The organism is Pseudomonas sp. AK-TSAG1-1 (assembly GCF_056821665.1).
Genome location: NZ_CM165965.1, coordinates 3,490,375 through 3,513,136 on the forward strand (window position 1 = coordinate 3,490,375; position 22,762 = coordinate 3,513,136).

The 22,762-nt window shown below is 59.7% G+C and carries 12 protein-coding genes; 6 read left to right on the forward strand and 6 right to left on the reverse strand.

Going from position 1 to position 22,762, the window contains the following annotated elements; genetic code table 11:
• Position 1 precedes the first annotated feature (1 nt).
• Both AC1UK9_RS15435 and AC1UK9_RS15440 read right to left on the reverse strand, forming a co-directional pair.
• Positions 2-1,027 carry an acyltransferase family protein gene (locus AC1UK9_RS15435; RefSeq protein WP_025112544.1) on the reverse strand — a complete coding sequence of 342 codons (1,026 nt, stop codon included), beginning with the start codon at positions 1,025-1,027 and terminating at the stop codon, positions 2-4.
• Positions 1,028-1,210: 183 nt separating this feature from the next.
• Positions 1,211-3,505, reverse strand: coding sequence for a fatty acid cis/trans isomerase (locus tag AC1UK9_RS15440; protein WP_482577879.1), 2,295 nt, complete (start codon positions 3,503-3,505; stop codon positions 1,211-1,213).
• 155 nt (positions 3,506-3,660) lie between these two features.
• Here AC1UK9_RS15440 and metH point away from each other — a divergent pair, with 155 nt between their 5' ends.
• On the forward strand, positions 3,661-7,371 hold the full coding sequence (metH, locus tag AC1UK9_RS15445) for a methionine synthase (RefSeq protein ID WP_482577880.1): 3,711 nt from the start codon (positions 3,661-3,663) through the stop codon (positions 7,369-7,371).
• A gap of 57 nt (positions 7,372-7,428) precedes the next feature.
• Here metH and AC1UK9_RS15450 read toward each other — a convergent pair whose 3' ends face one another.
• Positions 7,429-14,487, reverse strand: a complete 7,059-nt coding sequence (locus tag AC1UK9_RS15450) for an NEL-type E3 ubiquitin ligase domain-containing protein (RefSeq protein ID WP_482577881.1) — start codon at positions 14,485-14,487, stop codon at positions 7,429-7,431.
• Between the two features lie 178 nt (positions 14,488-14,665).
• Here AC1UK9_RS15450 and AC1UK9_RS15455 point away from each other — a divergent pair, with 178 nt between their 5' ends.
• On the forward strand, positions 14,666-14,884 hold the full coding sequence (locus AC1UK9_RS15455) for a DUF2970 domain-containing protein (protein ID WP_025112547.1): 219 nt from the start codon (positions 14,666-14,668) through the stop codon (positions 14,882-14,884).
• 6 nt (positions 14,885-14,890) lie between these two features.
• Here the strand turns inward: AC1UK9_RS15455 and AC1UK9_RS15460 are convergent, their stop codons facing one another.
• The gene (locus tag AC1UK9_RS15460) at positions 14,891-15,964 is read right to left on the reverse strand and encodes an ABC transporter substrate-binding protein (RefSeq protein ID WP_482577882.1); all 1,074 of its coding nucleotides are present in this window, start codon (positions 15,962-15,964) and stop codon (positions 14,891-14,893) included.
• A gap of 524 nt (positions 15,965-16,488) precedes the next feature.
• Between AC1UK9_RS15460 and AC1UK9_RS15465 the strand changes: the two genes are divergently transcribed.
• Both AC1UK9_RS15465 and AC1UK9_RS15470 read left to right on the forward strand, forming a co-directional pair.
• Positions 16,489-18,147: a nitrite/sulfite reductase gene (locus tag AC1UK9_RS15465; protein WP_482577883.1), complete on the forward strand. Its 1,659-nt coding sequence runs from the start codon at positions 16,489-16,491 to the stop codon at positions 18,145-18,147.
• Positions 18,131-18,625, forward strand: coding sequence for a DUF934 domain-containing protein (locus AC1UK9_RS15470; RefSeq protein ID WP_025112550.1), 495 nt, complete (start codon positions 18,131-18,133; stop codon positions 18,623-18,625). The genes AC1UK9_RS15465 and AC1UK9_RS15470 overlap by 17 nt, the downstream gene beginning before the upstream one ends.
• A gap of 65 nt (positions 18,626-18,690) precedes the next feature.
• Here AC1UK9_RS15470 and sohB read toward each other — a convergent pair whose 3' ends face one another.
• A complete protein-coding gene (gene sohB / locus AC1UK9_RS15475; protein ID WP_025112551.1) occupies positions 18,691-19,722 on the reverse strand; it encodes a protease SohB in 1,032 nt (343 codons plus the stop codon).
• A gap of 205 nt (positions 19,723-19,927) precedes the next feature.
• Between sohB and AC1UK9_RS15480 the strand changes: the two genes are divergently transcribed.
• Together AC1UK9_RS15480 and AC1UK9_RS15485 are read left to right on the forward strand one after the other, a co-directional pair.
• Complete coding sequence (locus tag AC1UK9_RS15480; RefSeq protein WP_482577884.1) at positions 19,928-20,638, forward strand: histidine phosphatase family protein; 711 nt, start codon at positions 19,928-19,930, stop codon at positions 20,636-20,638.
• Positions 20,639-20,702: 64 nt separating this feature from the next.
• Positions 20,703-21,020, forward strand: a complete 318-nt coding sequence (locus AC1UK9_RS15485; protein WP_007967870.1) for an SCP2 sterol-binding domain-containing protein — start codon at positions 20,703-20,705, stop codon at positions 21,018-21,020.
• A 167-nt stretch (positions 21,021-21,187) separates the two neighbouring features.
• On the opposite strand, the gene AC1UK9_RS15490 is transcribed toward AC1UK9_RS15485, so the two are convergent.
• Positions 21,188-22,762 carry an ABC transporter ATP-binding protein gene (locus AC1UK9_RS15490; RefSeq protein WP_482577885.1) on the reverse strand — a complete coding sequence of 525 codons (1,575 nt, stop codon included), beginning with the start codon at positions 22,760-22,762 and terminating at the stop codon, positions 21,188-21,190.

Consider the following 22,762-nt stretch of genomic DNA (forward strand, 5'->3'; position numbering starts at 1 on the left):
CCTAGTATTTTTGTCGGGAAAGCTGGGAATCCGATTGAGCAACAGGTTCGCCATCGATCCGCGCTTTAAGCCACTGATAGCTGCGTTTTTCCACCCATTCGTAGCTCAACCAGGACCCTGCGCCAATGGCCACAGCGCAGACGACGAACATCAGGTACGGACTGATTCCATAATGTCGCGCGATAAAACCACCGGCCGACAGCACCAGCACGTGCATCAGATACACCGAATACGAACAATCGCCCAGCAGCTTGAGTAGCCGATTGCGCTCGACATAACGTTCCAGCGCCATGCAGGCCATCACCAGCACCGCACTCGCCAGCCCCCAGTTCAACAGTCGTGGCGCCGGCGTCAGGCAATAGATTGCCATCAACGCGGCGCCAATTCCCAGCAACGGCAACCACAGGCCCGGGCCAATCCAGCCCCGGCGGTACAGGATGCCGATGCCGATCCCCAGCAAGAACTCGTAAACGATGTCCGAACGATAGAACTCGCTGACCCAGCCAAACGCCTGGCAAGTAGCAAACAGCAACGCTGCGACCACCAGCAGACGCACCTGCCAACGGAACACCAGCGCACAGGCGAACAGCACGTAGAACAGAATTTCGTAATTGAGGGTCCAGCCGACATTCAGGGTCGGGTAGATCCCGTACCCGCCGGGGTTCTGCGCCGGGATGAACAACAGCGACAGCAGCAGATGCCCGACGTCCAGCCTCTGATCCGGCAACACCTGCCCGGCGACCAGCACCAGCAGCGCCATCAGCAGCGTGTAAAGCCAGTACGCCGGCACGATGCGCGACAGGCGGTACAGCAGAAATTGCCCCGGCCGCAGGCGCTTGTCCTCGGTGGACAAGAAGATCACCAGGCCGCTGATGACAAAAAAGATGTCGACCCCGACTGCGCCTTTGTCGATGAACAACTGACCAATCGGGCCGCGCGCCTTGAAGTCGAAGAAAATCTGCATGAAGTGGTGACAGACCACCGTCCACGCGGCAAGCGCCCGCAGGGCCTGCACTGAAATCAACATTGAGCGCTCCTGTCCACGACTCCTGAAACACCACTGCCCCCTGTGGGAGCGGGCTTGCTCGCGAATGCGCTGTGTCAGGCGACATCCATTTCGAATGAGCTGACACCTTCGCGAGCGAAACCGCTCCACAGTTGAGATTTGCGGTGTTGCCAAGAATTGGGACAGCAGGTCCGTCTCAAACGATCAAAGATTCTCGTAGCGGTTCATGTCCAGCACGCCCTCTTCCACCGGGTCGGTTTCGTGGATGTATTGGCTCAGGTCGTGAAAATAGAACCAGAATTGCGGATGACTGCGGCGAATCCCCCAGCGTTCGACGATTTTCTCGAAGCGCTCGGCATCCTTGGCGTTTTCCATTGCCTCGACAAACTCCGGTACTTGCTCGGCCGGAATGTTGAATATGAAGTTCGGATAACTGCTGAGCACGCCCGGATAAATCGTCAAGGTGTCGAGTCCCGGTTGATAGCGCAGCGACTCACCCAGCAGGAACGCCACGTTGCTATGCGCACGGTTGCGCAGCAGGCTGTAGACCTCACGTGTGCCGCTGCGGGTTTCGATGCGCAGCATGGTGGCTTCGGGCAATTGATCGATCACTTTCAGACCGGCCGCTGGACGCGAGGTCAAGCGACTGAGGGCCTGCTCGGCATTTTGCAGCGCCGGGTCGATATTCGGCCGCGAGCAGTAGGCGCCAGCACAGCGATTGATCGGGTCGGGCCGCGCATTGAGGTCGCCGTAACGCGCCAGCAACTGCATGGCGAAATCGTATTTCGGGTCCTTCGAATCGAGTTTCAGCGCCGTCGGCTTGTCGTCGTCAATGGCCTCGTAATCGAGCCACATCTTGAACTGGCCGCTGCTCTGGTACCAATCGTCGAGGTAATCCTCGCGGGAATCGGCCGGCATCAGACGCAGGAAGTTCTGCTCGGCGCCGTTGCGGATCAGGTCGAAATACAGACGGGTCTGCGCCTGATGCGAGACGTTGCCGAACACATCGAAGTTGACCGCCAACTGGTAATAGGTGCGCTCCAACAAAGGATAGTCGAACAGCCACAGGGTCTGAGGCACTTCACCGATCAGGCCTTTGGTCACCGAGGCGCTGTCGAAGTGACGGAAGATGCTCAGCAGCGCGTTGTCGTTGCCGGCCCACAAGGTCGACCAACTCGGCGGCGGTTGATCGGCGTAGCTGTCGCGGCGCAGGGCCTCGTATTCATTACGTTTGTTGCGGTAGTTGTGCCACAGGCTCAGGACACTGCCGACGTCGTCATTCTGCCCCGGCATCGCCAGCAATGGCGTGGCCTGCCCGCGATAGTTGGGGTCGGTGATGTACAGGTCATGCTCCGGGGCCTGGAACAGCGCCCAGAAGTTGTCGCGAATCACATCAGTCGCGATCTGCCCGCGGCACACTGGCCCGCGAATGAACGTACGCACGAAGTATTCGGCGTTATCTAGCATGAACTGATAACGCGCCTGGGCCGGAATCGCCTCGAAGGTGGCGAACGGGTTGGCGCGGCTCTGCGGGCCGTAACCCGGCAGCGCATTGACCTGCCAGTTTCCGCTGTAGAACAGGCTCTTGACCCGCGCCATCTTCGCCGCGCTCAGCGGATAGGTGATGTGGGTCTTGTGCACGATCACCCCTTGCACCGGCCACAGGCGGTAATACACCTGAGTGCCCGGGTCATCGTTCGGGCGACGGGTAGCGATCAGGTCGATCGGCTGGCCGCTCGGCGTGCGCGAACGCACCCACTGGAAGTAGTGCCCCGGCTCGCCGTCCTTGAAATAGATGTGCGCCAGGAACCAGTGCTCGAACAACCAGCGCCCGACCAGACTCTGCCGCGCTCCCGGGGTGTTGAGCAGGTTTTCCCACTGGACGATTTGCAGCGCTTCTCGGGCGCTCGGCGCCAGGCCTTGCTCGTCAATCGGCGCACCAGACGCCAGCCAGCGCTGCAACGTCTGGTATTGCTGATCGGTCAGGCCGGTCACCGCCAGCGGCATGCCTTCTTTCGGGTGGGCGCCGGCGTAGCCTTCAAACTCGGCGGGCATCGCGCACATGTTTTCTCGCTGCAGGCCAAGCACGATGTCTTCCGGCAGTTTGGCATTGGGAGTCAGCGGGGTTTTGTGCCCCAGTTCCAGCATCCGCGCCATCAGCGCCGCCTGACTGCCCTGGGCGTCGAGCACCGAATAGAAGCCCTTCTGCTGCCAGGCGCGTTTGCCGAAGGCGTCATAGAACAGTCGAGTGGTCGGCGCGGCCTGGGTCCGTTCACCGTCGTAGACCGGCATCTTGCTCGCGCCACGCCCAGCGCCTTCGCCGCTGCCCAGATTGAGCTGACAGGCGGAGTCGTAGCACGCGTGGCAGGCCACGCACTTCTCGGTGAAGATCGGTTGAATGTCACGGGTATATGAAATGGAAGGCGAAATCGAGGGCTCCTGCGCCACCGCGCCAAAGCTTGAGAACAGCAAGAAAATGCTGATGACGCGGTACGACATGCCCTTGATCCCGATCCTGAAAAAAACGCCGCAATTCTACAGTATGACGCCCGTACCAACATGAACGATATTCATGCAAAAGCGTGACATGCTCTAAAACCGCACAGGTTTGTTATGATCCCGGCCCTTCGTAATGGTCTTTTCGAGTAGTCCAAATGTCCGATCGCAGCGTCCGCCTTCAAGCTCTCAAGCAAGCCCTCAAAGAGCGCATCCTGATTCTCGACGGCGGCATGGGCACGATGATCCAGAGCTACAAGCTCGAAGAGCAGGATTATCGCGGCAAACGCTTCGCTGACTGGCCGAGTGACGTCAAGGGCAACAACGACCTCTTGGTGATCACCCGTCCGGACGTGATCGGCGGCATCGAGAAAGCCTACCTGGATGCCGGCGCCGACATTCTGGAAACCAACACCTTCAACGCCACGCGCATTTCCATGGCCGACTACGGCATGGAAGAGCTGGCCTTCGAATTAAACGTAGAAGGCGCGCGCCTAGCCCGCAAGGTCGCCGACGCCAAGACCGCTGAGAACCCGGCCAAGCCGCGCTTCGTCGCCGGCGTGCTCGGCCCGACCAGCCGCACCTGCTCGCTGTCGCCTGACGTCAACAACCCGGGCTACCGCAACGTTACCTTTGATGAGCTGGTGGAGAACTATACCGAGGCTACCAAAGGTCTGATCGAAGGCGGCGCCGACCTGATCCTGATCGAAACCATTTTCGACACCCTCAACGCCAAAGCCGCGATCTTCGCCGTGCAAGGGGTGTTCGAAGAGCTGGGCTTCGAGCTGCCGATCATGATTTCCGGGACCATCACCGACGCCTCCGGCCGTACCCTGTCGGGCCAGACCACCGAAGCGTTCTGGAACTCGGTGGCGCACGCCAAACCGATTTCCGTCGGCCTGAACTGCGCCCTCGGCGCGCGTGAACTGCGTCCGTACCTGGAAGAGCTGTCGGACAAGGCCAGCACCCACGTGTCGGCGCACCCGAACGCCGGCCTGCCGAATGAATTCGGCGAGTACGACGAGTTGCCGGTGGACACCGCCAAAGTCATCGAAGAATTCGCCCAGAGCGGTTTCCTCAACATCGTCGGCGGTTGCTGCGGCACCACCCCGGGCCACATCGAAGCCATCGCCAAAGCCGTGGCCGGTTACGCACCGCGGCAGATTCCGGACATTCCCAAGGCGTGCCGCCTGTCGGGTCTGGAGCCGTTCACCATCGATCGCAGCTCGCTGTTCGTTAACGTCGGCGAGCGCACCAACATCACCGGCTCCGCCAAATTCGCCCGCCTGATCCGTGAAGACAACTACACCGAAGCCCTGGAAGTCGCCCTGCAGCAGGTCGAGGCCGGCGCGCAGGTGATCGACATCAACATGGACGAAGGGATGCTCGATTCGAAGAAGGCCATGGTGACCTTCCTCAATCTGATCGCCGGTGAGCCGGACATCTCCCGCGTACCGATCATGATCGACTCCTCGAAATGGGAAGTGATCGAAGCCGGCCTCAAGTGCATTCAGGGCAAGGGCATCGTCAACTCGATCAGCATGAAAGAAGGCGTCGAGCAGTTCATCCACCACGCCAAACTGTGCAAGCGCTACGGCGCCGCGGTGGTGGTGATGGCGTTCGACGAAGCCGGCCAGGCCGACACCGAAGCGCGCAAGAAAGAAATCTGCAAACGCTCCTACGACATTCTGGTCAACGAAGTCGGCTTCCCGCCGGAAGACATCATTTTCGACCCGAACATCTTCGCCGTGGCCACCGGCATCGAAGAACACAACAACTACGCTGTGGACTTCATCAACGCCTGCGCCTACATCCGCGACGAGCTGCCGTATGCCCTGAGCTCCGGTGGCGTGTCCAACGTGTCGTTCTCGTTCCGTGGCAACAACCCGGTGCGTGAGGCGATCCACTCGGTGTTCCTGCTGTACGCGATCCGCGCCGGCCTGACCATGGGTATCGTCAACGCCGGTCAGCTGGAGATCTACGACCAGATCCCGCAGGAACTGCGCGACGCCGTCGAAGACGTGATCCTCAACCGCACGCCGGAAGGCACCGATGCCCTCCTCGCCATTGCCGACAAGTACAAGGGCGACGGCAGTGTCAAGGAAGCCGAGACCGAAGAGTGGCGCAGCTGGGACGTCAACAAGCGTCTGGAGCATGCGCTGGTCAAGGGCATCACTACCCACATCGTTGAAGACACCGAAGAATCGCGCCAGTCGTTCGCCCGTCCGATCGAAGTGATCGAAGGCCCGCTGATGTCCGGCATGAACATCGTCGGCGACCTGTTCGGCGCCGGCAAAATGTTCCTGCCGCAAGTGGTGAAATCCGCCCGCGTAATGAAACAGGCGGTGGCACACCTGATCCCGTTCATCGAGCTGGAAAAAGGCGACAAGCCCGAAGCCAAGGGCAAGATCCTCATGGCCACCGTCAAGGGTGACGTGCACGACATCGGCAAGAACATCGTCGGCGTGGTGCTGGGCTGTAACGGCTACGACATCGTCGACCTCGGCGTGATGGTCCCGGCAGAGAAGATTCTGCAGGTAGCCAAAGAGCAGAAATGCGACATCATCGGCCTGTCCGGCCTGATCACCCCGTCGCTGGACGAGATGGTCCACGTCGCCCGCGAAATGCAGCGTCAGGATTTCCACCTGCCGCTGATGATCGGTGGCGCGACCACCTCCAAGGCGCACACGGCGGTGAAAATCGAGCCGAAGTACAGTAACGATGCCGTGGTCTACGTCACCGACGCCTCGCGCGCCGTGGGCGTGGCGACCCAGTTGTTGTCCAAGGAGCTCAAAGCCGGTTTCGTCGAGAAGACCCGCGCCGATTACGTCGATGTGCGCGAGCGCACCGCCAACCGCAGCGCCCGCACCGAACGCCTGAGCTATGCAGCAGCCATCGCCAAGAAACCACAGTTCGACTGGGCCGGTTACACCCCGGTCAAACCGACGTTCACCGGCACCCGGGTGCTGGACAACATCGACCTCAACGTTCTGGCCGAGTACATCGACTGGACGCCGTTCTTCATTTCCTGGGACTTGGCCGGCAAGTTCCCGCGCATCCTTGAAGACGAAGTGGTCGGTGAAGCCGCCACCTCGCTGTACAAAGATGCTCGCGAGATGCTCAGCAAACTGATCGACGAAAAGTTGATCAGCGCCCGTGCGGTGTTCGGCTTCTGGCCGGCCAATCAGGTGCATGACGACGACATCGAACTGTACGGCGATGACGGCAAGCCAATGGCGCGCCTGCATCACCTGCGTCAACAGATCATCAAGACCGACGGCAAACCGAACTTCTCGCTGGCCGACTTCGTTGCACCGAAGGACAGCGAAGTGACCGACTACGTCGGTGGTTTCATCACCACCGCCGGCATCGGTGCCGAAGAAGTCGCCAAGGCTTATCAGGACGCTGGCGACGATTACAACTCGATCATGGTCAAGGCCCTGGCCGACCGTCTGGCCGAAGCCTGCGCCGAATGGCTGCACCAGCAGGTGCGTAAAGAACACTGGGGCTACGCCAAGGATGAACAGCTGGACAACGAAGCACTGATCAAAGAGCAGTACTCAGGCATCCGCCCTGCCCCGGGCTATCCGGCTTGCCCGGATCACACTGAGAAGGCCGCACTGTTTGCGTTGCTCGACCCGGAAGCGGCCGAAATGCGCGCTGGCCGCAGCGGTGTGTTCCTCACCGAACATTACGCGATGTTCCCGGCTGCAGCGGTCAGCGGCTGGTACTTTGCCCATCCGCAGGCGCAATACTTTGCCGTGGGCAAGGTCGACAAGGACCAGGTGCAGAGCTACACCTCGCGCAAGGGTCAGGACCTGAGCGTCACCGAGCGCTGGCTGGCACCAAACCTCGGCTACGACAACTGATCAAACGGGTTGATCCCGGTGCCGGTTTAACCGGCGCCGGGCACTGTGCTTTCAGTTTCAGACGTTGGACAGATGCCGTGAAGAGCCCGGGACAGGCGCTTTTACAGCATTGATTGCATCGATTTCCTGCTGCGAAAGCTCGATCATTTTCACGTTACGTTCGGCCGTACGATCGAACAACCGGTTCAAGTATTCTGGATCGTCGGCGCTCAGCCCGTCATCTTCCCCGTCCTCAAGCAATTGCAGCTCGTCCAGTTTCCTGAAGACCTCGGGGTATTTCTCCTGAAGGTATTGCATCCAGTAATCGCGCTGAATCAGATCTTCCAGAAATTTGTCGGACCGCTCGGCATTGCTGACTTCCGTTCGCGCCTCGACCAGTTGTTGCGGGCCGATGCCCGAGGCATAGGTCATGTTTTTTGGCTGTCCTGGCAACTCCAGGCCGTCCTCCCAGCCGGCGGTCAAACCGATTCGATACCCCAGGCGCATCTCGGCCTCATCGAAACCACTGCGTGTTGCCGCCGCTTTCGCCAGTTCGTCGACCTGGTCGAGGCGAAACAATCGCCGCGACAGATTCAACAACACTTCACCTTTTGCGCCTGATAGATCGGACGGCAAATCAAGCAACGCGTTATGAGTGAACACCTTGGTTTCCAGACCGCTGAAGGTCAGGATCCGCCCGTCAACGCAGGTGCCGTGGGTGGATGAGCTGGCAAAGATGACTTCCCTGAGCTCGGTGTCGGCTGCGGCGGCTTCCATGACGGTCCAGACCCGTCGCGTCAGGTCAGCATTGGCCACCCTGAATTCGCGCGTGTCCTGCAGTCGCTCCAGCAGATGGAAGAACGCCGCGCTGTCCGGCTCTGCAGCCAGTTGTTCCCACAACGCATCGCGATCCGCCAATTGTGCCGTAGCGAAATTGGCCAGCCATGGGGCTTTGTATTGCGCCTGCGATGGGTCAATCGACACGATCTCGTCGGATTCAATGCTGTCAGTCGTTTCGGTCAACCCGCCCGCGCTGTCGTCAATCAGCTCTTCAAGATCAGCGCGTGAGAAACCCAATACCCGGTGACGTTCCCCCGCTACCTGATACGCCCGGAGCCGCTCAAGGCTTTCCTCGGACAAATTATAGTTGTCGGTCAAGTCAGTACCGTTCATCAATTGCTCGTGCGTACCGTCAAGTGCCTCCTCTGGCAGCGTAGTGATGTCGTTACGGCTCAGATTGAGCATGCGCAGATGCTCCGCCTGCAGCGCACCTTCCGGCCAGGCCAGCAAATTGTTGTTGCGCAGATCGAGCGCTTCCAGTCGCCCGAAATAATTGACATCGAACGACTCCAGGTTGTTGTAGCTCACATCCAGCGAAGTCAGATGTTCCAGGCCGGAAAGGGACTCGTACAAGTGCTCGGGATCGTAGAATCGGTTACTGGATAGCTCCAGCTGCTCCAGTTCAGACATGTTGCGCACCGATTGCGGTACAGCCTCCAACTCATTACCGCCAAGCGCCAGCGTTCGCACCTGCGTGAAGGCGTTGAGGAAACCGTTGGCCCCCTCGGTGCTCAGTCTGGTACCCGTCAGATTGAGCGTGCGGACATGCGCAAAATCTTCCGGTAGTGCCGGAATATCTCCCAGTTGCAAACCGTTCAGATCCAGCACGGCTTGCGTCACACCTTGCAGGTTGGGCAACCTTGCCCGCCAACAGGTGAGGATTCGCCAGGCCGCCAGACTGCGGGTCTGCGAAGAGATGACCCAGCCTGTTCCATGGGTCTCGCGAGTGTACAGCCAGCCATTCAATTGGCGCACCAGCGTATCAAACGTCTGGTTCCAGGTGCTGATCCGACCACCTGTTTCAGCATTCGTCGCTCCGCTGCCGCGCATCTGCTCAATCAACTGCGCCGCTTGTTCGCCACTGAAGGCCGGCTGCATGCGCTGCAGACTGTTGATCATCAACGTCTCACCTTCGCCTGTCGCCGCGTGGGGAAGTGGCAACAAATACCTGGCAACCGAAAAACCGTTCTCTGCGGGAGGAAAGGTCAGCGGTACCGGTTCGTTGGCAAAGGCTTCGAGTGCGCCCTCGGGCAGTCCCGTTTCAAACTCGATCCGCTGTTGCACAGCCCGCAGCGCTGCCGCCGTGGCTGGTGTCAAAGGGTTACCGGTCAGATTGCTGTTGATCACGGCATGGCTGTCCAGAAACGCTGGAGGCAACGTGGTGATCTTGCTGCTACGCAAGTCCACCCAAGTCAGTTGGCTGAGCGCCTCAGCCCCCGCGGGCCAGGTTTGCAGATCGGTGCCTCGTAAATTCAGCGCCTTCAAGCGCGTCAGGCCAGCGACGCTCAATCCGGTCAAAGGATTGTTATGCAGATCCAGATATTCGAGGGCCGGCAATGACTCCAGGCCCTCCTGCAACCGGGGCGTGTCAGTCAACAGATTGTCGCAGAGATCCAGGCGCGACAGCCTCGTCAGGCTACCCGGCACAATGGGCAATTCATGCAGGGCGTTGTCACTCAGGTCGAGCGTCTGCACCTCCCGAAAAGCCGCCAGGAAGTCGCGCAGTTGCAGGGCATCTACTCGCTGGCCCAAAAGCAGCAAGGTGCGTACATGTGAGAACGCATCGGCAGATAATTGCGGAAGCTCGCTGAGCATCAACCCTGACAAATCCAGCGTCGAGGCGGAAACCGTCGCACCGTAGCGTTTGAAAAGTCCCTTGCGCCAACTGTTTCTGATGGCATGCGTCGCGTTGGAGCGTCCGATTATTTCCCTGAGTGACTCTTGCGAGACCATGCCCGATTGCAGCCAGTCAATAAGCTGCCTGTCGAGGGTTGCAAACTGCTCACTCAAGGCTTCGATGGCTGTGAATCGTTGCTGCTCGTCAGGCCATTGCTCAAAGAAACGGTCGAAGATGCTCTGCGGCGGTGTGCTCAAGCCTTCGCCCAGACGGTTCAACTCACCTTTGCAGTAGTCCCTGACCATCGCTTCGCGGTCAATAAGATGCTCGGGATGTGTCTTGACGTACTCATAGGCGACCTTGAAGTTTTCGCGGGAGAACTTCGACCAGTCAAGTGACAACCCCGACCACAACTTTTCGTGCCCTTCGAGCAGCCCTGCGGGCAAGGTGTTGATCCCGGTGTCCTTGAGGTTCAGACGTTCGAGATCAGGCAATTCAAGTACCCCGGCCGGCCATTCGAGCAAGGAATAGGCAGCGATCTCGAGTTTTCGCAGTTTGTGCAGTTGGCTGACGTCGAAGGCAATCGGCTGGTAACCCGACGAACAGACTGTCAGCTCTTCGAGCTGGGTCAGCCTGCCCAACCGTGCCGGCATGTCAGCGGCAAACGGGATCGCGCCATAAAGCGTCAGATGGGTCAGTCGGTCCATTCCCTGTAAGGCTTGCGGTAGATTGCTGAACGTTTCGCTGGTCGCATTGATGGTCAGTTTTTCCAGTTGCGGAAAAACGCCCAGCAGCGCGTCGGCATTCGTATCGGTGATGCAGCGACCGCGAACATTCAGCTCCCGTATGTGAGAAAAGTCTGCTGTCAGAAGCGGTAGCGCCTCATCACAAACCAGATCCAGCTGTGCGAAGCGTGGATGAATCTGCGCCAGCGGTGAGGTGCGCCAGCTCTGCTTGATGTTGCGCACGGTGCTGGACTTGCCACCGATCATCGATTGCAGCGTCGGTTCCGGTGTCGGCTCACCCTCCCATTCGGCCAGTGTCGCCTCAAGCGCCTGCCATTCGCGGGTACGCCTTTGCAGTAGCTCATAGATTTGTGCATCGCTCTTGCCCGACGCCAACTGCTGAAGAATGAACCCGCCCGCCTGCTGATCGGTGAGGGCTGGATAGACATTCTGCACCCGTGTCACCAGCAGCGGATTAACGCCCTGCCCGCGTCCGCTGGCGTAGTAACCGAGGCCATGCCCCGGCACGCGCAGCGGGGGCTTGAAGGATGTGCTGACGCCATGGCGCTTGCCGGCCAACCGGGCCAGTTCAGCGCGATGTAGATGGACATGGTCAATCACCAGTCGACGCAGGGAGGCACTCTGACTGACGTCGGCCAGCCCCAGGGCCTGACGCGATTTGTCAGGCAGGGCATGCATGACCGAGGCGAAAAAGTTATCGCCCTGCCGAGCAATACCGTTGAGTTCCTCTGCACGTTCGTTGAAGGCCTGATAGGAAGGGCCACGTTTGACCAGGTATTTGAGCTGGCGGGAGTTCTCATCGCCGAGACTATCGATCAACCGCCCGTGGGTACTGCCCTCGCGCACCTCCAGACGTACATCGGGCGACCAGCCAGGCAATCTTTCCAGCACCCGCAGAGCCAGCCACTGGCTCTCGGCCGACGCCAGGTTTTCCATGTGCAAGCCGGCGATGGCATGATCGAAGCGCGTGCGCTGCGCATAACCTCGCGATGCCTCCAGCAACCTCAAAGGTACGCGCCCGCCGCTGTCCAGACGCGCCAGCTCCTCGGCATCAGCCTGTAGCAACACCCTGATGGCTGCCGGGCGGCCCAACCCGGGTGTCGCTCGTTGCAGTCTGGCAATCCGCGGATCATGCAGATGCGGTTCGGCATAGAGCTGCTCGAACATCGCCGGCTGGCGGCTCTTCAGGAAATCCGCCCACTGCTTTCTGAATTCGGCTGGTCGGTGTTCACTGACGCGGGCCGCTTCAGCCCCCAGCAACCGGATAATCTCCGCTTCATCCAGCGCATCCAGAATACGCGCAGGCATGTGCCCACTCAGGACATCGGCGCGAGTGATCCGGATCGGTGCCTTGACACTGTCACCCGGCAATAACGACTCAGCGCCATGCTTGACGCTTGCTCCGGACAACTGCGGCCCGTCGAAAATCTCAAATACGCGCCCGACAGGCCATCGAGGCATTTGCGGCAGCAGTGGCAATGTCAGCAGGAACGGGGCGTCGAGGCTGGAGCCTTGCTCGATCTGGTCGATGATCCGGCTCACGCCTTGGTCAGCCTCGAACAGGCGCAACGTATCGGCCAATGCCAGAGGCGCAGGCAGATGATCCCTGTGCATCTGGCGCAGCGCGTCATCACTGACCCCGCTGACATCCGCGATGTTGAGCAATTGCTCATCGGAAAAGGCTTCGGTGCAATGGCCCATGCGGCGCAGCAGAGTCAATCGATCCCAGGTCAGCGGACGCTCCAGCGTATGCCGCCAGGCGCCCAGACGATTGTGTTCGAGGATGGGGCGATAGGCGGAGGCATCGGTCGGATGCAGAATGCGCCATTGCTTCAACTGTTGGTCAAATTGCGTCTGGTAGACCTTGCCCTGCTGACGAATGTACGTCTTGCCATTCAATCGATGCAGGCCTTGCGCATCAGGGACAGACGCTGGATTCAGCTCGACGGGGCTTTCATAGGACGCCAGGTCGGGGGTCCATAAACGCAATGCGCCATCGGGGCGCTCAATCAGTTCAGCCCTCTCGATCACCGCGACCGGCTTGGCCGCGATCAGTCTGCCAAGGCCTTTTCCGACACCGGCCATGACCCCGATCAGCGCGAGGTTTTCCGCCACATCGATGAGGTGCGCCTTGGCGGCCTGACGGTCACCTTCAGTCCATTCGACAGCCCCCTCGAGCGACTCATACAGCAATTGACCGGCCATGACCGTCATCATGATTTCGCCCAGCACCGGCACGAACATCGACACCATGTTCAGCGCGAGCATGCCGAATTCGAGCAGATGATTGAGCCTTTTCGCGCGGACATTCGCATCGACATCAGCCGTTGGTACGGCGTGAGCACGCGCATCGGTGATGAACTTGTCGCAGTGCTGCTCATAGAGGTACTGCCACAGATCAGTATTGGCTGCCCAGAGACCCGCCACGCCTTTGCGGACAATGCCGTACGGGTCGAGATAGGGATCCTCCTCCGGTTCACGTTTGCCCGGACGCTCGGGCGGCAGCTCCTTGATCTGTGTGAAAACCGAAATCGGTGAAATCATCTGGATGACTTTCACCCAGATCGAACGCATCGGGTCCACTGGGGCATCCGCCGAAGGCCGGGTGAATTGGCTGAAGTAGTAAGGGCGGTCGGCATAGGCCACGAACTGACTGAAAAAGCGCTGATAGGCAGTCGACGCTTCATTCGATGGCACAGCGTCTTGCGCCGTGAATTTGCGTTTGAATACTTCGCGCATCTGCGCTGAGGTATAGCGTTTGAGCGGATGCTCCGGGTCATGCGGGATATAGACAATGAACTCGTTGGTGTAGCGATAGCGTTCGCTGATGCTGAATACCACGCAACCGGTCATTCTGTGCTTCATCAGGCTCAGGTCGCGAAACCACACGGACTTTTCGCCCAGGCGTGGATGGACCTCGCCGTCAACGACCGACAGCAGCATTCTATAGTCGGCCGGTTCGATGTCTTTCTTCGACAGGGCCAGCTCTGCGGCTGCGCGCAATGCGGTTTTCTGGCTGCTGATGAATTGCTCGCGCAATGCGCCAGTCGACTGAAAAAACGCTTTCACGCGAGCCTGGTATCGGGCGCCAATATTCAGCGTACGACACAGCGACAGAAACTCGCTGACGGTGATAGCAGCCGTCACGGCCTGGAATGTACCGGGAGCCGACGTTTCTACGACGAATCCGGATTCGCGATGGAAGGCCCCTTCTTCACATTCCGATGCTTCGAAATTATGCAGGGCTGCCTGCACCAGTGAGAGTTTCAAGACTTCAAAACTGGACACTTCGATGTCCAGCGCACTGACTTCCAGAGCGTGCCTGAGACACACCTGGGTTTTGTTGACGTCGAACTCGACGTTGAATTGATCTTTAAGCGCCTTTATCAGTTGAGCCTCGGCAAATGCTTCGCTGCTCTCAAGTGCCGCCATCGTCTTGTCCAGCCGTGACTGGGCAAGAAAGCCTTCAGTGGTGCGCGCCTGCAAGTCGCGTAATTGCTCTGCAGACAACTGCTGATACCACTCCGGCAACTGCGTGCCGACACGTCTGATATGGGCACGACGTTCGGCGCTGGCGTCGACCAGCCAGCCGGGTACCACCTGCTCAAGGCGTTTGCCGTGAATACTCGCGCTGGCCAAGACCTTCTTTTCAACAGGCAACGAGCTGCGGGAATTCTTCGCCGCTGCCGGCTTCGTCGGGGGATGAATCGACATTCTGTCGCTCCTGAAAAATGGAACGACAGAACACCATTTCCGCCTCGGTTGACTGCGGTAGATAGTTATCGCATCGGCCACGAGTTGTTACCGACTGCGTCTACAGTGAGACGGTGGCAACAGCACAATCCGACAGGTTGGCTATGCTCTCAGGGGAACCTACACAGACGGGGGATTTATGGACGATCCAGTCGACAACAAACCGCCGAGCTTCTGGCAGATGCTGCACAGCGTGATGGCGGCGGCGTTCGGGGTGCAGAGCGGGAAGAATCGGGCAAGGGACTTCACGCATGGCAAGCCCAGCCATTTCGTGATCCTGGGGATCGGCTTCACCGCCGTGTTCGCCCTGACACTGTTTGCCATCGTCAAGCTGGTGCTGCATTTCGCCGGTGTCTGACGGCGTTCAGTGCATCAGGGTCTGCAGGTCGAACGGATAGCGATAGGAAGCGGGATGGCCCTTGGCTGACAGTTTGCGAAAATTTACCCCATAGCCTGCCGGTGAACCCATGGCCAGCATCTGCCGGGCACGGTTTTTGTCGATCAATTGCAACAGCGGCAACTGTCGGTCGCGACCGCCATAGCGGTCCAGATCGACGCCCTGTTGATAATCATGCAACTCCACCAGCGCCCAGCCGCCAAGGGTGAAATGCCCTCCCACCAGCGCGCTCAAGCGGCCATCGACCACCGCTTGCAACGCCTCGTGCGAGGTATTGACCGCACTGAACAGAGCATCCTTGCCCGGCACCTTGCCAACTTCGGCAAACGCACGCATCGCACCGAATGCCATCTCATCATTGGCTGACCACACCAGCGATACGTTCGGATAGCGCCTGAGCAGTTGTCGGGCCTGTTCGTAAGCGCGTTGTTGTGTCCAGCCGCTGTACACCAGTTGCCTCAACCGCACCTGCGGATGTTCGGCCAGGGCGCGCTGCATGCCACGTTCGCGCAACTGCGCCGACGGTGTGATCTTCAGACCGGAGAACGCCAGCGCCTCGATCGGCTCGCCGCGGGCCACGGCGGGATGCAGGCGAATCAGCTCTTTCATCATCAGGTAGCCGCCCTCCTCGTCATTGGGCACCAGACTGCCAATGCGATCGGCCCGCTCGCCAACCAGTGCCTGCTGATTGGGGGTCAGCACCGCGTTGACCATGAACAGCTTGACTCCGCTGCCTTCTGCCAGCCGCAGGATCTGCGGTGCAACGTACTGTTCGTTGACGAACATCAGGTAGTCGGGACGATTCGGTCCCTGCAGGGCAACCCTTGCCTGGGCCACGGTGAGTTCAGGCTGGCGCCGGGAATAGAGAATCTGCAAATCGATGCCCAGGTCTCGGGCAGCCGCCTGCATGAATTGCGAATAGCTGACCCAGAAGGCTTCCTGAGTCGAACCCGGATTGAGGAACAGCACCGACTCCGCTTGTGCCGCGGATCCGAAAACCGCGCCGAACAGCAGAAGGCTGAGGCGGACAAACTTCAACATGAATGATCCGGGCCCAAGGAAAAATGGCCGCGCATTATAGCCCTCGAACCAGCGGCTATTGACGCCTGATCCCGTTTTTTGTCCGACAATCGTCGGAGGCGGACCCGGATCGGTCGTTTATTGATGACTGACCCAGAATACCGCTGTCCCTACAACGAGAATGATCAGGAACAGAATGGCCCACGCATCGACACTGCTATCGCTCTTTCTTGCCTTGGTCGGATTGCTCATTGCATCGCCTCTTGTCGGTTTTATCGGTGATTGCAGAAAGACTCGATCACAGTTAAGACGATGATTGTCCCCGCGACAAATGTGGGTTAATCAACAACCATTCTCGTTAGGCGATTTGGTTCTTTACATATACTCAAACATCACTTTTGCGCATAACTGCAAACGGGTATATTGCCCCGGCTCCGTTAGGGAGTGCGCGGCCGTGCGCGCGTAATTGCAGAGGCACCATCGGACTCCAGCAAGCGAAAACGCAGCGTTTTCCGAGTAGCCCAAAGCCTGAGAACAGGACTTATATGTACGTATACGACGAGTACGATCAGCGGATCATCGAGGACCGCGTCAAGCAGTTCCGTGATCAGACCCGACGCTATCTGGCAGGTGAGCTGAGCGAAGAAGAATTCCGCCCCCTGCGCCTGCAAAATGGCCTGTACATCCAGCGCTTTGCGCCGATGCTGCGCGTGGCGGTGCCGTACGGCCAGCTGACTTCGCGTCAGACGCGCATGATGGCCAAGATTGCCCGTGACTACGACAAGGGCTACGCCCACATCAGTACCCGGCAGAACGTGCAGTTCAACTGGCCGGCGGTGGAAGACATCCCCGACATCCTCGCGGAACTGGCTACTGTGCAGATGCACGCGATCCAGACCAGCGGCAACTGCCTGCGCAACGTCACCACCGACCAGTTCGCCGGTGTCGCGGCCGACGAATTGATCGACCCGCGTCCGTGGTGCGAAATCGTCCGTCAGTGGACAACCTTCCACCCGGAATTTGCCTACCTGCCGCGCAAATTCAAGATCGCCGTCAACGGTTCGACCGCTGACCGTGCGGCCATCGAAGTCCACGACATCGGCCTTGAGCCGGTACACAACGAAGCCGGTGAACTGGGTTTCCGCGTGCTGGTCGGCGGCGGCCTGGGCCGTACCCCGGTGGTCGGCGCGTTCATCAACGAGTTCCTGCCGTGGCAGGACCTGCTGAGCTATCTCGACGCCATCCTGCGGGTCTACAACCGCTACGGCCGTCGTGACAACAAATACAAGGCGCGGATCAAGATCCTCGTCAAGGCCCTGACGCCTGAAGTGTTTGCGCAGAAAGTCGATGCGGAAATGGAGCACCTGCGCGGTGGCCAGACCACCCTGACCGACGCCGAACTGCAGCGTGTGGCCAAGCACTTCGTCGACCCGGACTACAAGGCGCTGGACAACCAGACTGCCGCCCTGGCCGAACTCGACAAAGAACATCCGGGCTTCGCCCGCTGGCGCAGCCGCAACACCCTGGCGCACAAGAAGCCGGGCTATGTCGCCGTGACCCTGTCGCTGAAGCCGACCGGCGTTGCCCCGGGCGACATCACCGACAAGCAGCTCGATGCCGTCGCCGATCTGGCCGACCGCTACAGCTTCGGTCAACTGCGCACCTCCCACGAGCAGAACATCATTCTGGCCGACGTCGAGCAAAGCCAACTGTTCACCCTGTGGGGCGAGTTGCGCGAAGGCGGTTTCGCCACGCCGAACATCGGCCTGCTGACCGACATCATCTGCTGCCCTGGCGGTGATTTCTGCTCGCTGGCGAACGCCAAGTCGATCCCGATCGCCGAATCGATCCAGCGTCGCTTCGACGACCTCGACTACCTGTTCGACATCGGTGAGCTGGACCTGAACATCTCCGGTTGCATGAATGCCTGTGGTCACCACCACGTCGGCCACATCGGCATCCTCGGGGTGGACAAGAAAGGTGAAGAGTTCTACCAGGTCTCCCTTGGCGGCAGCGCCAGCCGTGATGCGAGCCTGGGCAAGATCCTCGGCCCGTCCTTCGCCCAGGAAGCCATGCCTGACGTGATCTCGAAGCTGATCGACGTGTACGTCGAACAACGTACCGAAGACGAGCGCTTCATCGACACCTACCAGCGTATTGGCATCGACCTCTTCAAGGAACGCGTCTATGCAGCGAATCATTAAGAACAACGAGGTTGTCGACGAAACCTGGCACTTGCTGCCCAAGGACGCGACCCTCGACGGTATTTCCAACTGCGACGACCTGATCGTGCCGCTGGCCTTGTGGCGTGATCATGCTCATGCCCTGAAAGCCCGCGACGGCGGTCTGGGTGTGTGGCTCGACGCCGATGAAGAGGCCGAGGAAATTGGTGACGACGTTGCGCAGTTCCAGGTGATTGCCTTGAACTTCCCGGCATTCACCGATGGCCGTAACTACTCCAACGCCCGCCTGCTGCGTGACCGTTACGGTTTCAAGGGCGAGCTGCGGGCGATTGGCGACGTGCTGCGCGATCAATTGTTCTACCTGCATCGCTGCGGGTTTGACGCCTTTGCCATCCGCGCGGACAAAGACCCGTACGAAGCCCTGGAAGGTCTCAAGGACTTTTCGGTGACCTATCAGGCCGCCACCGACGAACCACTACCACTGTTCCGTCGCCGCTAAACTGTCAGGTTTACTGCGCACACAAAAACGCCGGTCATAGACCGGCGTTTTTTGTGGCTGACTGTTTACCAGAAACGCTGTTGCGTCAGGCGACTCCACCAGCTCAGCAGCACGCGATCGACCGAACCGCTGGCCGCCATGCCGATGCGCTCCTGCAGGCTTTTGCGTTCGGCGTAATGCAGGTGGTAAACCTCGGCTTTCTTCGCCCGGTCGGCCAGGTATTCGTCGCTGGTCTTGAGTTCATCGACCAGTTGTTTGTCCAGCGCTGCAACGCCGAGCCAGACTTCACCGGTGGCCACTTCGTCGATGGCCAGTTGCGGGCGATAGCGGGCGACGAAGTTCTTGAACAACTGATGGGTGATGTCCAGGTCTTCCTGGAACTTCTCCCGGCCCTTTTCGGTGTTTTCGCCAAACACGGTCAGGGTGCGTTTGTACTCACCGGCGGTCAGCACTTCGAAATCGATATCGTGCTTCTTCAGCAGACGGTTGACGTTGGGCAACTGCGCGACCACGCCGATCGAGCCGAGAATCGCGAACGGCGCGCTGATGATCTTCTCGCCAATGCACGCCATCATGTAGCCGCCGCTGGCTGCGACTTTGTCGATGCACACGGTCAACGGCACGCCGGCCTCGCGGATGCGCGCCAGTTGTGACGACGCCAGGCCGTAGCTGTGGACCATGCCACCGCCGCTTTCCAGACGCAGCACCACTTCGTCTTTTGGTGTGGCGAGGGTCAGCAACGCGGTGATTTCGTGGCGCAGGCTCTCGGTGGCCGAGGCCTTGATATCGCCGTCGAAATCCAGCACGAACACCCGGGATTTGGCATCGGGTTTGTTCTTCTGCTTCTTCTCGGTCTTTTCCGATTTGGCCTGGCCCTTGCGCAGCGCCTTGAGCTGATCCTTGTCGAGCAAGGTCTGCTCCAGCCGCTCACGCAGGCCTTTGTAGAAATCGTTGAGCTTGCTGACCTGCAACTGCCCCGCCGACTTGCGCCGGCCCTTGCTGCGCAATGCAGCAAAACTGGCCAGCACCACCAGAATGGCGACCACCAGGGTTACGGTCTTGGCCAGGAAGCTGGCGTATTCGGTGAAAAACTCCACAGAGACTCCTTAAAACAATGCGCGGATGCAAAAACACGCGCGGGATGGTTCCAGCATACCCATGCGCCGCCTTGTCGGCCAGCCGTGAAACCTCTGGCAACAGGCCTGTAACAAGCATTTCAAACAAGCGTATGTTTTTTCATTGACAGCACTCCGTCATCCTCATAACCTCGCCAAACCTTCAACGTACCGGGATGACGCGGACGTGGGCAGCATCTATCTGATTCGACATGGCCAGGCCTCCTTCGGTGCAGACGACTATGACGTCCTGTCGCCGATCGGTGTGCGCCAGGCAGAAATCCTCGGCCAGCACCTGGCCGAGCTGGGCATCAGCTTCGATCGCTGCCTGTCTGGCGACCTGCGCCGTCAGCAGCACACGGCCACCAGCGCGCTGGAGCAATTGACCGCCAAAGGCCTGCCGGTACCGCCCCTGGAAACAGACGCTGCATTCAACGAATTCAATGCCGACGCGGTTATCCGCGCGCTCATTCCCGCCATGCTCGCGGACGAACCGGAAGCCATCGACATCCTGCGCAACGCCGCGCAGAACCGCGCCGAGTTCCAGCGCATCTTCGCTCTGGTCATCGAGCGCTGGCTGGATGGCACCTACGACACGCCGGGCCTGGAAAGCTGGCTGGGGTTCGTCGAGCGGGTTCAGGGCGGGCTGCAGCGCATCCTCGAACAGGCCGACGGCAACCAGAAAATCGCCGTGTTCACCTCCGGCGGCACCATCACCGCCCTGCTCCACCTGATTACCCAAATGCCCGCCAGACAGGCATTCGAACTGAATTGGCAAATCGTCAACACCTCGCTCAACCAGCTGAAGTTCCGCGGTCGCGAGGTGGCTTTGGCCTCCTTCAACAGTCATGCGCATCTGCAGCTGCTGAAGGCTCCGGAACTCATCACTTTCCGCTGAGTCCGGATTACTGTGAACCTTGCTGTAATCACCCAGCTCCCATTACCCAAGAAAGGATCGAACCATGACCTCCGTAGCTGATGCCGTAAAAGCAATGCAAGCCAAGTTCAACCCAGCCGCCGCTGCCGGTCTGGATCTGGTCTTCGGTTTCAACATCACCGACGAAGACAAGCACTACGCGCTGATCGTCAAAGACGGTACTTGCGACATCCAGGAAGGTGAAAACGCCGACGCCAACTGCACCCTGGTGCTGGACAGTGCAACCCTGAAAGACATCGTCAGCGGTGAAACCGACGGCATGCAGGCGTTCATGGGCGGCAAGCTGCGCGTTGAAGGCGACATGATGCTGTCGATGAAACTGTCCGAACTGTTCCCGTCGTAAGACGTCGCTCGGTTTGCAGAAAATCCCGCCCTGGTGGCGGGATTTTTGCGTTCAGGCATCAAGGATTTCGCTGAAGCAACGACTGCCTTCGCGAGCAAGCCCGCTCCCACAATGGATCCGGTGGGAGCGGGCTTGCTCGCGAAAGCGTCAGCTCTGGCAATAGCTCATCAACCGGCAAATGACGCGGCCAGCAGCTCCTGCGTATAGGGGTGCTTAGCCGCGCGGAAAAGACTGCCGGTCTCCCCGCGCTCCACCACCTGTCCTTCCTTCATCACGATCAGGTCATGTGCCAGCGCCCGCACCACCGCCAGGTCATGGCTGATGAACAGGTAGGTCAGACCATGCTCTTGCTGCAAGCGCCGCAGCAGCGCGACGATCTGCTTTTGTACCGTGCGATCCAGTGCCGAGGTTGGCTCATCGAGCAGGATCAAGTCCGGCTTGAGCACCAGTGCCCGGGCAATGGCGATGCGTTGCCGCTGCCCCCCTGAAAATTCGTGGGGATAGCGATGCCGCGTTGCCGGATCGAGACCCACTTCGAGCAACACATCAATCACCGCCTGCTCACGCTGCGTGGCATTCAAGTCGCTGTGTACCTGCAATCCTTCGGCGATGATCTGCTCGACGCACAGGCGTGGGCTGAGGCTGCCGAACGGGTCCTGAAACACCACTTGCAGGCGTTTGCGCAGCGGCCTCAGTTGCTTGCCGCTCAACCGCTCCAGCGCCTCACCGGCAAAGCGAATGCTGCCCTCGGCGTCGATCAGCCGCAAAATCGCCTGACCCAATGTCGACTTGCCCGAACCCGACTCGCCGACAATGCCCAGGGTCTTGCCACGTTGCAGGCTCAGATCGATACCCTTGACCGCCTGCAGGTAAGTCTTCGGCCGCCACCCACCGCCGCCCAGACGAAAACGCACATTCAGATCGCGCACCTGCAACAACTCTTCGGTCGCGTCGAAACATAAGGCATGCCCGCCAGGTTCGGCATTCAGCAACTCGATGCTGTAAGGATGCTGCGGCGCGCGGAACAGCTGTTCGCACGATGCCTGCTCGACGATCACGCCACCACGCATCACCGCCACCCGCTGGGCGATCGTGCGCACCAGATTCAAATCGTGACTGATGATCAGCAGCGCCATGCCGAGCCGCTGCTGCAGCGCCTTGAGCAACAACAGAATCCTGCGCTGCACGGTCACGTCCAGCGCGGTGGTTGGCTCGTCGGCAATCAGCAACTGCGGTTCACAGGCCAGCGCCATGGCAATCATCACCCGCTGGCGCTGGCCGCCGGAGAGCTGATGCGGATAGGCCTTGAGCCGCTCCCGAGGCTTGTGGATGCCGACCAGCTCCAGCAACTCCAGAATGCGCTCACGGGCTTGCGCGCCCGCCAGGCCTTTGTGCAGCGCCAGGCTCTCGCCGAGCTGCCGTTCGATCGTGTGCAGCGGATTCAGCGAACTCATCGGCTCCTGAAAAATCATCGCGATGCGGTTGCCGCGCAACCGGCGCAGATAACGCTCATGCACGCCTAGCAGTTCCTCGCCGTCGTAACGAATGCTGCCGTCGATCTGCGTGATGTTCGGGTCGAGCAGCTGCAGGATGCTGTGAGCGGTCACCGATTTGCCCGAGCCAGACTCGCCGACCAGCGCCAGGCACTCGCCCGGACGGATGTCGAGGTCGATGCCGTGCACCACTGGCTGGCCGTTGAAAGCAACGCGCAGGTCGCGTATTTCGATCAAGTGTTCAGACAT

Coding starts and splice junctions, on each gene's coding strand:
- metH (WP_482577880.1), top strand. CDS start 3,661: ATGTCCGATCGCAGCGTCCGCCTTCAAGCTCTCAAGCAAGCCCTCAAA.
- AC1UK9_RS15460 (WP_482577882.1), bottom strand. CDS start 15,964: ATGTTGAAGTTTGTCCGCCTCAGCCTTCTGCTGTTCGGCGCGGTTTTC.
- AC1UK9_RS15435 (WP_025112544.1), bottom strand. CDS start 1,027: ATGTTGATTTCAGTGCAGGCCCTGCGGGCGCTTGCCGCGTGGACGGTG.
- AC1UK9_RS15455 (WP_025112547.1), top strand. CDS start 14,666: ATGGACGATCCAGTCGACAACAAACCGCCGAGCTTCTGGCAGATGCTG.
- AC1UK9_RS15440 (WP_482577879.1), bottom strand. CDS start 3,505: ATGTCGTACCGCGTCATCAGCATTTTCTTGCTGTTCTCAAGCTTTGGC.
- AC1UK9_RS15470 (WP_025112550.1), top strand. CDS start 18,131: ATGCAGCGAATCATTAAGAACAACGAGGTTGTCGACGAAACCTGGCAC.
- AC1UK9_RS15450 (WP_482577881.1), bottom strand. CDS start 14,487: ATGTCGATTCATCCCCCGACGAAGCCGGCAGCGGCGAAGAATTCCCGC.
- AC1UK9_RS15485 (WP_007967870.1), top strand. CDS start 20,703: ATGACCTCCGTAGCTGATGCCGTAAAAGCAATGCAAGCCAAGTTCAAC.
- AC1UK9_RS15490 (WP_482577885.1), bottom strand. CDS start 22,762: ATGTCTGAACACTTGATCGAAATACGCGACCTGCGCGTTGCTTTCAAC.
- AC1UK9_RS15465 (WP_482577883.1), top strand. CDS start 16,489: ATGTACGTATACGACGAGTACGATCAGCGGATCATCGAGGACCGCGTC.